Consider the following 12,240-nt stretch of genomic DNA (forward strand, 5'->3'; position numbering starts at 1 on the left):
GCCAGCGCTCGATCACGACGTGCGGATCCTCCGCGATCGCGGGGTCCACCAGCTGCAGGAACATCACGGAGCTCGGGATGTCCGACGCGTCGTGCACGACGGTGCTGGCGTCGACGACGGGGGCCAGCCGACGCGCGAGCATCTGCATGTACGCGTTCGAGACGCCCTCCACGCGCACGTGCTCGAACAGCTCGCCGTTGCGCACCAGGCCGACCTGCGCGTCCTCCAGACCCGGGGTCACGTCGATGTAGCTCCGGCAGACGGCGGGGAGCGACTCGACCGTCGGCGACACGAACACGGCGTGCACGCCCCGGTCGGCGCCGCGCTCGAGCACATCCGTGAGGCGCCCGCGGTCGACGGGGGCGTCGCTCGTGACGAACACGATCACCGACAGGGGCGGCGTGGCCTTGTGGTCGTTCGCGGCGCGCGCGACGTCCGTGCCGTACAGCAGCGGGTTCCAGTCCTCCTTGAACGGACCGCGCGGCTCTCGCCCGCCGCCGGCGCGCAGCACGTACTCCTCGAGCGCGCTCAGCAGCGCCGCGGCGGTCGGCGCCGAATCGGCGAGCGCGACGTCGCGGAACGGGCTCTTCTCGCTCGACGTGTGGGGCATCCACTTGAGCCAATCGAGCTCGCCGGTCCACATCGAATCGGCGAACGCCACGGCGACGACGTCGTTGGGCGCGTGAAGGCCGAACAGCTGCACCGCGATGCCGCGCATCGCGTCGGCGACGGGCGCGGGCGGGCCGGCGATGCCGACGGATCCGGCGTCGGCCAGCGTGTCGAACACCGGCACGTCGTCGACGAACGCGTATCGCTCGCGCAGTCTGTCGACGCGCTCGATGAACTCGGGCAGGCCGTCGGGCACGTCGGAGTCGTCGACCGAGTTGCGGGCGGGCAGCCGGCAGCTGCCGAGCCGGAGACCGAGGAAGTTCCAGTGCTCGGGCCTTCGCGTCCAGAGCATGGGCCCGAGGCGCATGGCGTGCTCGAAGACCTCGGCGACGGGCGGCGCCTCGGCGTTGCGGGCGCGCTCCTCCTCCGGCTTGCCGTGGAAGAAGTCCTCCTCGAGCTTCTCGAACTGCCGCTCGAACAGCACGAACTCGTGGTTCTGCTGGTTGCGGCTCTGCGCCGCCTGGTTGATGACGTTGCCGAACATCATCAGCGGCGTCATGAAGATCATCAGCAGCGAGCGGGGATTGCCGTTCAGCGCGTACAGCGCCATGCCCATGAGGATGGGCGCCACGAGGATGGGCCAGGGGAAGATCCGGCCGATCTTCTCGGTGGGCAGCCGCGGCGACTTGAACGCCGTGCCCGGATAGCGCACCTCGACGCGCGGGCTGCGGTTGAACAGCAGCCCGCCGCCGCGCTCGATGACCGGGTCCTCGCTCGCGCTGCCGTCGAAAGAGCGCACGAGGTAGGCGACGAGCGTGGTGCCGCCGATCACGAACGGCTTGCCCTCCTCGATCCGGACGCGCTGGGCGGCGACGCCGTCGACGAGCACGCCGTTGGCGGAGTTGAGGTCGACGACCTCGATGTGCGAGCCGATCTCGAGCCGGGCGTGACGCTTGGACACCATCGGATCGGCCAGCACGACGTCGTTCGCGGCGTCGCGCCCGAGGAAGGCGTGAGCGCCCGAGATGCGGAACTCCGCTCCCGCGAGCGCCCCGTCGACCGCGCGCAGCACGGCGATCGCCTCGCGCTGGCCGTCGCCGAGCGCCAGTCGGGGAACCGGACCGAGGTTCACGATCGAGGCGGCGAAGCCCGAGCCGATCGGCGCCTCGCCGATCGGCACGTCGGGCTGCAGCGGGACGAGCCGCTCCCCCGTCGGCGGTGCGACCGCGAGCGTGAGGACGTCGTCCTCCGCCGGCTGCAGGGAGCGCGTCGGGTCCGCCTCGGCGACGTACCGGGCGACATCGCCCGCGGTCGCCGTCGAGTCCGTCGTGATGACGATGTCGACGGGATCGATCCCCTCGCGATGCAGCGTCAGCTTCAGCCTCATGCCTCTCCCCCGTTCCCCGACGTCGCGTCAGCGACGATCGCCTTCGATCCGGATGCCATCGTCATCGCTCACAGCCGGGTGACGACCGCGGTGCGGTCGCCGAACCGGATCGTGTCGCCGTCCACGGCCATCACCGGCACGCCGGCGACCATCGGATACTCGACGCCCGCCCGCAGCAGCGCCGACCCGTTCGTCGAGTGCACGTCGACGACCTCCAGTCCGCCGTCGGCCGGTCGCACCAGCAGATGCGTCTTCGACAGCGACCTGCTGTCGTCCTCCAGGGCGACGCGGTGCGCGCCGCCCGGAATCTCGCTCCCGTCCGGCCGGCGGCCGAGCACGACGGGCGCGGAGACCAGCAGGTCCTCGCCCGTGTCGAGACGCAGCATGAAACGCGCCGCGGGCGGGATCGGCTCGGCGGCGCGCGCGTCGGCTCCCGTGAGGACCTCCTGCGGCGGCGCGGCGGGAGCCGCCGTCGGCGTCACCGGCAAGGGCGACGCGTCGACGACCGGCGGCGGCACGGCAGCGGGCGGCGCGACAGCGGGCGGCGCGGCAGGGGGCGACGCGGCGGGCGTCGACGCGGACAGCGGCTGATCAGCCTCGCTCGAGGGCTGGTCCGCCGACGGATCGGTGTCGCCCCGCAGCCGATAGCCGCCGAGCACCGGCCTGCCGCCCTCACCGTTCACGACGACCGGAGCAGGCGCGGCCTCGGCGAGCCCGATCACGGGCCGCTCCCGCGGGTCGTGCGGCCTGGCGACGCCGATCACGCCCGCGCTGACCCGCCCTCCGGGCCGGTACGCGGGCTGGGCGGACGGATCGATGGGTGTCGCCAGCGACGGCAGCGGGGCGCGCTCGGGCGCCGGCTCGGCCTTGACGACCTTCCGCGCCACGCGCATCCGCTTCTCGTCGTACGGGTTGAGTCCCCTGCGCACGTCGACGAGCCACACCCTGGCCGCCTTGTCGTGCCAGCCGCGCCCGCGCCCGTCGGGGTCGAGCACCGGCGAGAGGTAGAAGAGGGCGAGCCCGAGCGGGAGGATCGCCGCGCCCACCAGGATCACGAACCGCCCGAAGACGGCTCCGACGCCGGGGCGCTCGAGCGTGCGCACGTCGACCGTGCGGATGCCCGCCACGGCCTTGCCGATCGTGAGCCCCTTGCGCCCGTGCAGCACGAGCTGCACGATCCCGAGCACCAGGGTGAACAGCGCCGTCGCGCTCGCCATGACGACGGCGAGCACGAAGTCCGGGTGGTTCAGGAACCCGTACGGCGAGATCGAGCCCGTCGCGAGCTTCAGCAGCAGCGGCACCGCGCCCAGCAGGAGAGGAAGCTGCAGCACGAACCAGCTCGCGAGGTCGCACAGCACGGCGAGCGCGCGGCGACCGAACGGCGCGCGCACCAGGCCGAGAGCCGCGGCATACGCGGGATCGGGACGCCCGGAGGCGTCGATCCCCTCGATCGTCCGCTTCTCCTCGTCGATCTCCCAGATCACGCCGTCGGATCCCTTCCCCCGCGCCCGTACCGTCAGCGACTGCGTCAACATTACTCAGCGCGGGCGCATCGGCCGTCGCTCAGGCCCGCCGAGGGGAAGAGGTGCCCGGGTCCGGGGAGCTCCCGGCGGTCAGCGCTCGGGCTCGTCGTCCTCCGCCGTCTCCCCCTTGGGCAGCAGCACCGGACGGTCGATGGTCTTCGACTGCCCAGCCGGATCCACCACGAGCAGCAGCATCGACAGGCCGAGCAGCACGACGATGAACGCAACGCCCGCGGCGATCGCGGCGACGGACCACGCCCGCACCACGGCGTCGCCGGGGAGCGCCTGGAACGCGCCCATCGTGACGGCGGTGACGAATCCCGAGAACAGGGCGGCGGCGAACGCGACGCCCAGCAGCTGGGCGGGACGCATCAGGTCGCGGCGGGTGGGCTTGTCGGTCACGGGTGTTCCTCCTGCGCCGTCGCAGCGCGCGCGGTGTCGGGATCGGCGGTCGTGGCGGGCTGGGGCGACAGGCCGGCGATGCCGAGGTACACGGCCGCGATCGCCGCGTAGCCGCCGAGAAGTCCGACGGCGATCGTCGTGCCGGTCAGGGTGAACCCGCGGCCGGCCTCCTCGATGAAGTAGCGGAGCTCGTACGCCGGCGACACGAACAGCAGCACCAGCCCGAGCAGCATGGTCAGCGCCCCCACCACGATCGCGTCGCGCGCCTCGCTCTGCCCCAGACGTGCGCGCTGCATGGTGCCGCCGAGCAGCTCGACGAGGCCGGCGACGAGCGCCCAGGCGATGACGAGCACGAAGAACAGCGTCGCGGAGCGCAGCGCGACCGCGCTCGCGGCCATTCCCGCGACCAGATGGATGGCGGCGAGCAGGATCGCCGATCCGCGATGTCCCGCGGGCGCGACGAGCCACGCCGCGATGGCGAACACGAGCGCCGTGGCGATCCCGAACCCGCCGACGACCGCCAGCCCCACCTCGGCCGAGTGGTCGGGCGAGAACGTGATCATGAGCGCGGCGACCGCCAGGAACAGCGCGCGCAGCAGCTGGATGTGACGCGTGGTCACTCGCAAGGGGGCGCTGGGCATGACGGATCCAGGATGAGGCTCAACAGGGACGGATCCAGTCTAGTTGCGCGAATCTGAGCGACCGCCGGGGTCAGAGGCCCTTCAGCGCCCGGTCGAGGTCGGCGAGCAGGTCGTCGACGTGCTCGATCCCGACGGACAGGCGCACGACCTCGGCCGGCACTGCCAGCTCGGTCCCGCGCACGGACGCGTGCGTCATCTCGTCCGGGTAGTTGACGAGCGACTCGACGCCGCCGAGCGACTCCGCCAGCGTGAACAGCCGCGTCGACTCCGCGAAGCGGCGAGCCGCCGCGGCATCGGCCAGCGCGAGCGACACGATGCCGCCGAAGCCCGCCATCTGCGACGCCGCGATCTCGTGGCCCGGGTGGGACGGCAGGCCAGGGTAGTAGACGCGCGCCACGCGGTCGTGGCCCTCGAGGAACTCGGCGACCGCCTGGCCGTTGGACGAGTGGCGCTCCATGCGCACCGCGAGCGTCTTGATGCCGCGCGTCGTGAGCCACGCATCGAGCGGACCCGACACCGCACCGGCGGCGAACTGCAGGAACTGCGGCTGCTCGGCAAGCGCCGCGTCGGCGAACACGAGCGCGCCGCCCACCACGTCGGAGTGTCCGCCGAGGTACTTCGTCGTCGAGTGCACGACGACGTCCGCACCGAGCGCGATCGGCTGCTGCAGCGCCGGCGACGCGAACGTGTTGTCGACGACCACGATGGCACCGGCCGCGTGGGCCCTGTCCGCGAGGGAGCGGATGTCGGTGACGCGCAGCAGCGGGTTGCTGGGCGTCTCGACCCACACGACCTTGGGGGCCCGCTCGGCGAGCGCGGCGTCGACCGCCGCGGGGTCGCTGAGGTCGGTCACGCGCAGCTGAACGCCCCACGGGCCGAGCACGCGTGCGAGGAGGCGGTACGTGCCGCCGTAGACGTCGTTGCCGAGCAGCACCTCGTCGCCGGGCTGCAGCAGCGCGCGCAGCAGCGCGTCCTCGGCCGCGAGGCCCGACGCGAACGACAGCGCCCGCGCGCCGCCCTCGATCGCGGCCAGCTGCGTCTCGAGCGCCGTGCGCGTGGGGTTGCCGGCGCGCGCGTACTCGTAGCCGGCGCGCAGCCCGCCGATGCCGTCCTGCGCGTAAGTGGTCGAGAAGTGGACGGGCGGGATCACGGCTCCCGTGGTCTCGTCCGGCGCCTGTCCTGCGTGCACGACGTGCGTGTCGAATCGATGCTCAGTGCTCATGCGATGCTCCCCTCGGTGGCGTCGTCGTCTGTCGCAGGACGCGACGCGTCGTTCTCGGTCGCGGCGGATGCCCCCGCGAGCTCTGCGTGCAGCGCGGGCGGGACGAGCGGGTCGGGATCGTCGACCTCGAAGCCGTTCTCGCGCATCCAGTCGTCGTCGAAGATCTTCCCCAGGTAGCCGCGGCCGTGATCGGGCAGCAGCACGACCACGACGGCGTCCGAGGGAAGCTCGCGCGCGGCGCGCAGCGCGGCGACGACCGCCATGCCGCTGGACCCGCCGACGAGCAGACCCTCTTCGCGAGCGAGCCGGCGCGTCATCGCGAACGACTCGGCGTCGGAGATCCGATGGATCTCGTCGACGACGCTCGGGTCGTAGGCGCCGGGCCAGAAGTCCTCGCCGACGCCCTCGACGAGATAGCCGTGCACGCCGGAGCGGTCATCGGCCGAGTAGATGGATCCGACGGGATCCGCGCCGACGATGCGCACGCCTCCCTCAGAGGCCTGCTTCAGGAAGCGTCCGGCGCCGGTGATGGTGCCGCCCGTGCCGACGCCCGCCACGAAGTGGGTCACGCGGCCGTCGGTGTCCTGCCAGATCTCCGGGCCGGTCGATCCGAAGTGGCTGCGCGGCGCGTTCTGGTTCGAGTACTGGTCGGGCTTGTAGGCGCCCGGGATCTCGCGGACGAGCCGATCGGACACGCTGTAGTAGGAGCGCGGGTCGTCGGGCTCGACGTTCGTCGGGGTCACGACGACCTCGGCACCGTAGGCGCGCAGCACGTTGCGCTTGTCCTCCGACACCTTGTCGGGCACCACGAACACCATGCGGTAGCCGCGCTGCTGGGCGACGAGCGCGAGTCCGACACCCGTGTTGCCGCTCGTCGGCTCGACGATCACACCGCCGGGCGTGAGCTTCCCCTCGCGCTCGGCGGCCTCGATGATGCGTGCGGCGATCCGGTCCTTCGACGAGCCGCCCGGATTGAAGTACTCGACCTTGGCGAGCACGGTGGCGGCGATGCCCTCCGTGACGCGGTTCAGGCGGACGAGGGGCGTCTGGCCGACGAGGCCGGCGACGGAATGTGCGTAACGCAAGAGGTGTCCTCAGGGGTGGTTCACGGCGGCATGCGCGTCGCCGTGGAAGCTGTCGGTGGTCGTTCTGGGGCGCGCTTCCGAATGAAGCGCGCGGGCCTCAGCGACAACAGCGACAGGTGTGCACGCGACCACGCTAACGCGCGGCCGGCCGATCCGCCAATCCCTCCGCAGATCGGACCTGCCCCGACAGCGCGGGACACACGCGGGCCGAGTACGTGGGCGGCCGGTTCGTGTACGCGGTCCGCGTCGACACGAGCGCCGGCAGCTTCGAGCTGTGCCCGGCAGACGCCTGCGCGGTCGACGGCACGGCGCTCCCGCCGTTCGCGCTCCGCTCCGAGATCACGGCGGATCATCCGCTCGTCGGACAGCACCGCGCGTTCCTCGACGCGGCCGGCATCCGGATCGCGGGGCTCGAGTTCGCCGAGACCCGGGACGGCCGGATGATCACGTACGACGTGAACACCGACACGAACTACGCCCCGGACGTCGAGGCGGTCGCGCCCCGGTCGGGCCCGGGCGAGATCGCCCGGTTCCTGGGGGCGCTGCTCGCCGCCGAGGTGCCCGCACCCGTGTGACCGATCGCGCTCCACGAGCGGGGGCGGGCGATGACGCCCACCGCGCGGGGACGCGGCTCCACGAGCGCCCCCGCGCGGCTGCTCCCGCCCGCCGCCGCAGAGGAGTGAACAAGCGGTGGCCGGGCGAGGGTCTCAGGCGGTGATCTCGAACCCCACCCGCAGCAGCGTCTCCTCACGCGAGGACGGACCGATGCGCAGCTCGAACCGACCCGGCTCGACCACGCGACGAGCGCGCGCGTCGACGATCGTGCACTCCGCGGCCGGCAGCGCGATGTCGACCACGCGCTCCTCTCCCGGCGCGAGCTCGACCTGCAGGAAGTGCTTGAGCTCCTTCTCGGCCCAGCTGACCGACGTCACGAGGTCGCTCACGTAGACCTGCACGGTCTCCCGGACGGGGCGCGCGCCGGTGTTCCGCAGCGTGACGCGGGCCCGGATGACGTCCTCCCGTGTGACGGCGGCCGTCAGGATCCGCGCGTCCGCGTACTCGACGGTGGTGTACGAAAGCCCCTCCCCGAACGCCCACGCGGGGCTCTGCGTGAGGTCGGCGTATCGGTCGCCGTGCTGGCCGCGGATCTGGTTGTAGTACGTGGGCTGCTGCCCCACGTGCCGCGCGAACGACAGCGGCAGGCGCCCGCTCGGCTCGATCAGTCCGAGAAGCAGCTCGGCGATCGCCCGCCCGCCCTGCATCCCGGGATTCGCGACCCACAGGATCGCGGACGCACCGAGAGCGGACGGCGGCAGCACGAGGGGCTTCGACGCGAGCAGCACGACGACGAGCGGCGTGCCCGTCGCGGCGAGCGCGTCGAGCAGCGCGACCTGCGCGCCGACGAGCTCGAGCGTCGCGGTCGAGCGCGCCTCGCCCACCAGCTCGATGCGGTCGCCCACGACCGCGACGACGACGTCCGCGGCCTCGGCCTGCGCGACGGCGTCGGCGATCATCGCCTGGTCGGGCGCCGCGGGCTCGACCACGAACGGACGCGGCTGCCCGTCGGGGAAGTGCGTGCCCGCGGGATCGGGCACGAGCGTCAGGATGTCGGCGCCCTCCGCGAACGAGACCTTCCAGTCGACCGGCGCGTGCGCGCGCAGGCCGTCGAGCACGGTCGTGATCATGCCGCGAGGCTGTCCGTCGGGCAGCCAGCCCGCCTGCCCGGAGCTCCCCGCCCAGTCGCCGAGCTGCGTCTGCGCGTCATCCGCGAGCGGCCCGACCACGGCGATCCTGCGCGCGCCCTCCGCCCCGACCGCGCGCCCGTCCGCGCCGGCCGTGAGCCCGCCGTCCAGCGGCAGCAGGCCGTCGTTGCGAAGCAGCACGAGCGAGCGGCGCGCGATCTCGAGGTTGAGCGCCTCGTGGTCGGCATGCCCGAGCACGTCCGCCATGCGCGCGAGGTCGGGGTGGCGCGGGCGCTCGAACAGGCCCAGCTCGAACTTCAGCGTCAGGATGCGCGACACCGCCGCGTCGAGGTCGGCCTCCGCGAGCATCCCCCGATCGATGGCCTCGAGTGCGCCCTCGAAGAACGTCGGCGTGGTCATGATCATGTCGTTGCCGGCTCGGACGGCCGCGGCCGCCGCGTGCGCGATGTCGGGCTGCACCTTCTGCTCCCACACCATCCGGCCGACGTTGTCCCAGTCGGTGATGAGCGTGCCGGTGTATCCCCACTCGCCGCGCAGCACGTCGCTCAGGAGCCACTCGTTGATCGTGATCGGGATGCCGTCGGTCGTCTGGTAACCGAGCATGAACGTGCGACAGCCCTCGCGCGCCACCCGCTCGAACGGCGGAAGGAACCACGAGCGCATCTTGCGCCGAGAGATGTCGGCCTCGCTGGCGTCGCGTCCACCCTGCGTCTCGGAGTAGCCCGCGAAGTGCTTCGCGGACGCCAGGATCGCGGTGGGGTCCGTCAGCCCGTCGCCCTGGTACCCGCGCACCATCGCCGAGGCGAGCTCGCCGATCAGGTGCGGATCCTCGCCGAAGGTCTCGTTCACGCGCCCCCAGCGCAGGTCGCGCGTGATGCACAGCACGGGAGAGAACGTCCAGTGCACACCGGTCGCCGCGACCTCCACGGCGGTCGCGCGTGCGGCGCGCTCGACCAGCCCGGCATCCCACGTCGCGGCCATGCCCAGCTGGGTCGGGAAGATCGTGGCGCCCTCGCAGAAAGAGTGCCCGTGGATGCAGTCCTCGGCCACGACCAGCGGGATCCGCAGGCGGGTCTGCGCCGTGAGCGCGTGGGCGCGCTCCAGCCGCTCGGGCGAGGTGTGCAGGATGGACCCCGCGTGCCGGCGCAGGATGTGGTCGTCCAGGTCGTCCCGCGCGTCGAGCTGCAGCATCTGCCCGACCTTCTCCTCCACCGTCATGCGGCTGAGCAGGTCGGCGACGCGGTCGGCGACGGGCAGCGTCGCGTCGAGGTAGGCGGTCTGGATGGTCGTCGAGCCGGTGTTGATCGTCATGAGGCGGGTTCCTTGCTTGCGGGGCGCACCGCGGTGACGGCGTCTGTGACGCTCAGGCCGCGCTTCTTCATCGCACGGGCGCGCTCACCCGCCGAGCGCAGACGGGGGTTGACGTACTCGTCGATGCCGAAGTTCACGAGCGACAGCGCGACGCCGAGGATCGCGATGCACAGACCGGCGGGGACGTACCACCACCAGTAGGCGGGGAACGCGCCGTTCTGCTGGGCCCAGAACAGGATCGTGCCCCAGTTGAGGTTGGTGATCGGGATCACGCCGATGAAGGCGAGCGTGGTCAGCCCCAGCACGGCGGCCGTGACGGTGCCGACGAAGCTCGATGCGATGATCGCGAGCAGGTTCGGCAGCATCTCGACGAAGATGAGCCGCGGCAGCGACTCGCCGTTCGCGCGAGCGGCCTGGATGAAGTCGCGGTTGCGCAGCGACATTGTCTGCGCGCGCAGGACGCGCGCCCCCCACGCCCAGCCGGTCACGGCGAGCGTGAGCGCGATGATCCACAGCGGCGGATCCTCGAACGACGACGCCACGATGATGATCAGCGGCAGGCCGGGGATCACCAGGAACACGTTCGTGAGCGCCGAGAGCGACTCGCTGCGCCAGCCCCGCGTGTAGCCGGCGATCACGCCGACGACCACGGCGATGACGGTTCCCATCAGTCCGGCGAGGAATCCGACGATCAGCACGCCGCGCGTGCCGAACACGATCTGGCTGAAGACGTCCTCGCCCATGTGGGTCGTGCCCAGCAGGTGCGTGGGCGACGGTCCCTGACGGAGCGCCTGGTAGTCCTTCTCCATCGGTCCGAACGGCGCGATGACGTCGCCGAAGAGCGCGACCAGCACGAACACGCCGATGATGATCAGGCCCGCGAGCGACTTGGGATTGCGGAACATCGCGAACGAGGCGGCGATCTGCCCGGCGACCGTCTTGCGACGCGGCGCCTTGCCTCCCTGGGCGCTGCGGATGGTCGCGGTCTCCGGGACGCCGATCCCGGTGGCGGGGATCTCGGCTGCAGCGGTGTTGGTCATCTCAGCCCTCCGACTGACGGGTGCGGGGATCAAGGATCGCGTGCGCGACGTCCGCCAGGATGTTCGCGCACAGCACCGCGAGCGTGATGATCAGGAACAGGCCCTGCATCAGCGGATAGTCCTTCGCGGCGGTCGCGTCGAGCAGCATCTTGCCGACGCCGGGATAGGAGAAGACGAGCTCCATCACGATCGTGCCGCTGACGATGAAGCCGATCGACAGCGCGAAGCTCGACAGCTGCGGCAGCACCGCATTGCGGGCCGCGTAGCGCCACAGCACCCGGCGGTTCGGCATGCCCTTCGCCTGCGCGACCGTGATGTAGTCCTCGTCGAGCACCGTGAGCATCATGTTGCGCATGCCGAGGATCCAGCCGCCGAGCGACGCGATCAGGATCGTGATGAGCGGCAGCGCGCCGTGCGCGATCACCTGGCCGACGAAGCCGATCGTGAACTCGGGCGCGGACCCCTTGTCGTACGCATGGGAGGCGGGGAACCACCCGAGGGTCGACGAGAACACCGCGATCGCGATGAGTCCGAGCCAGAAGTACGGCACGGTCGAGAAGAACGTCGTGATCGGCACGATCACGTCGGCGCGGCTGCCGCGCTTCCAGCCGACGACCGCGCCGAGCACGGTTCCGGTCAGGAACGACAGGATGGTCGCCAGGCCCACGAGCCCGACCGTCCACGGCAGGGCGACCGCGATCACCTCACCGACCGGGGCCAGGCCGTTGGAGAACGAGCGACCCAGGTCGCCGCGCAGCAGGAGGCCCCAGTAGTCGAGGTACTGCTGCCACAGCGACGTCTCCTCGTCGAGGCCGAAGAGGGTCCGGATGGCGTGCTCCGCCTCGGGCGTGATCTGACCGCGGTACTTGTTCATGTACGCGCTGACAGGGTCGCCCTTCATCATGCGCGGCACGAGGAAGTTGATGGTGATGGCTGCCCAGAGGGTGAACAGGTAGAACGCGGCGCGGTTCAGGATGAACCGGAACGGGATCTTCACGCGATGCCTCCGTCCGGGTAGGCGGCATTCAGGCCAGGTGCCGAGGCGAAGTGCTTCTCGGGATCGGGGGAGGCCGCGCGCAGCTCGCGCGTGTACTCGTGCTGGGGATCCAGGATGACGTCGTCGGCGGGGCCCGCCTCGACCACCCGCCCGTGGTGCAGCACCATGATCTCGTCCGAGAAGTGCCGGGCCGTGGCGAGGTCGTGCGTGATGTAGAGCACGCCCAGCCCCTCGTCGCGCTGCAGCTCGGCGAGCAGGTTCAGCACGCCGACGCGGATCGACACGTCGAGCATCGACACGGGCTCGTCCGCCACCAGCAG

At 71.7% G+C, this 12,240-nt stretch carries 9 protein-coding genes and 2 pseudogenes; 1 reads left to right on the plus strand and 10 read right to left on the minus strand.

Going from position 1 to position 12,240, the window contains the following annotated elements; all coding sequences use genetic code 11:
- From RIF89_RS05805 to RIF89_RS05830, 6 genes and pseudogenes are all read right to left on the minus strand, one after another.
- The coding region (locus tag RIF89_RS05805) for an FHA domain-containing protein (RefSeq protein ID WP_309068194.1) at window positions 1-1,996 on the minus strand (1,996 nt) is incomplete at its 3' end.
- A 68-nt stretch (window positions 1,997-2,064) separates the two neighbouring features.
- Window positions 2,065-3,480: an RDD family protein gene (locus RIF89_RS05810; RefSeq protein ID WP_309068195.1), complete on the minus strand. Its 1,416-nt coding sequence runs from the start codon at window positions 3,478-3,480 to the stop codon at window positions 2,065-2,067.
- A 129-nt stretch (window positions 3,481-3,609) separates the two neighbouring features.
- Window positions 3,610-3,921, minus strand: a complete 312-nt coding sequence (locus RIF89_RS05815) for an amino acid transporter (protein ID WP_309068196.1) — start codon at window positions 3,919-3,921, stop codon at window positions 3,610-3,612.
- Complete coding sequence (locus RIF89_RS05820) at window positions 3,918-4,562, minus strand: acyl-CoA synthetase (protein WP_309068197.1); 645 nt, start codon at window positions 4,560-4,562, stop codon at window positions 3,918-3,920. The genes RIF89_RS05815 and RIF89_RS05820 overlap by 4 nt, the downstream gene beginning before the upstream one ends.
- A gap of 70 nt (window positions 4,563-4,632) precedes the next feature.
- The gene (locus tag RIF89_RS05825) at window positions 4,633-5,784 is read right to left on the minus strand and encodes a cystathionine gamma-synthase (protein ID WP_309068198.1); all 1,152 of its coding nucleotides are present in this window, start codon (window positions 5,782-5,784) and stop codon (window positions 4,633-4,635) included.
- A 116-nt stretch (window positions 5,785-5,900) separates the two neighbouring features.
- Window positions 5,901-6,869, minus strand: a pseudogene (locus RIF89_RS05830) (cystathionine beta-synthase); the annotation flags it as partial.
- A gap of 230 nt (window positions 6,870-7,099) precedes the next feature.
- Between RIF89_RS05830 and RIF89_RS05835 the strand changes: the two are divergent.
- A complete protein-coding gene (locus RIF89_RS05835; RefSeq protein ID WP_309068199.1) occupies window positions 7,100-7,444 on the plus strand; it encodes a hypothetical protein in 345 nt (114 codons plus the stop codon).
- Between the two features lie 132 nt (window positions 7,445-7,576).
- Here the strand turns inward: RIF89_RS05835 and RIF89_RS05840 are convergent, their stop codons facing one another.
- The 4 genes and pseudogenes from RIF89_RS05840 to RIF89_RS05855 all read right to left on the minus strand — a co-directional run.
- Window positions 7,577-9,883, minus strand: a complete 2,307-nt coding sequence (locus RIF89_RS05840; protein ID WP_309068200.1) for a glycoside hydrolase family 3 N-terminal domain-containing protein — start codon at window positions 9,881-9,883, stop codon at window positions 7,577-7,579.
- On the minus strand, window positions 9,880-10,923 hold the full coding sequence (locus RIF89_RS05845) for an ABC transporter permease (protein ID WP_309068201.1): 1,044 nt from the start codon (window positions 10,921-10,923) through the stop codon (window positions 9,880-9,882). The genes RIF89_RS05840 and RIF89_RS05845 overlap by 4 nt, the downstream gene beginning before the upstream one ends.
- 1 nt (window position 10,924) lies before the next feature.
- Window positions 10,925-11,920, minus strand: a complete 996-nt coding sequence (locus tag RIF89_RS05850) for an ABC transporter permease (protein ID WP_309068202.1) — start codon at window positions 11,918-11,920, stop codon at window positions 10,925-10,927.
- Window positions 11,917-12,240: pseudogene (locus RIF89_RS05855) on the minus strand (ABC transporter ATP-binding protein); the annotation flags it as partial. The gene RIF89_RS05850 and the pseudogene RIF89_RS05855, both read right to left, overlap by 4 nt.

Source organism: Microbacterium sp., assembly GCF_031178525.1.
Classification (GTDB): domain Bacteria; phylum Actinomycetota; class Actinomycetes; order Actinomycetales; family Microbacteriaceae; genus Microbacterium.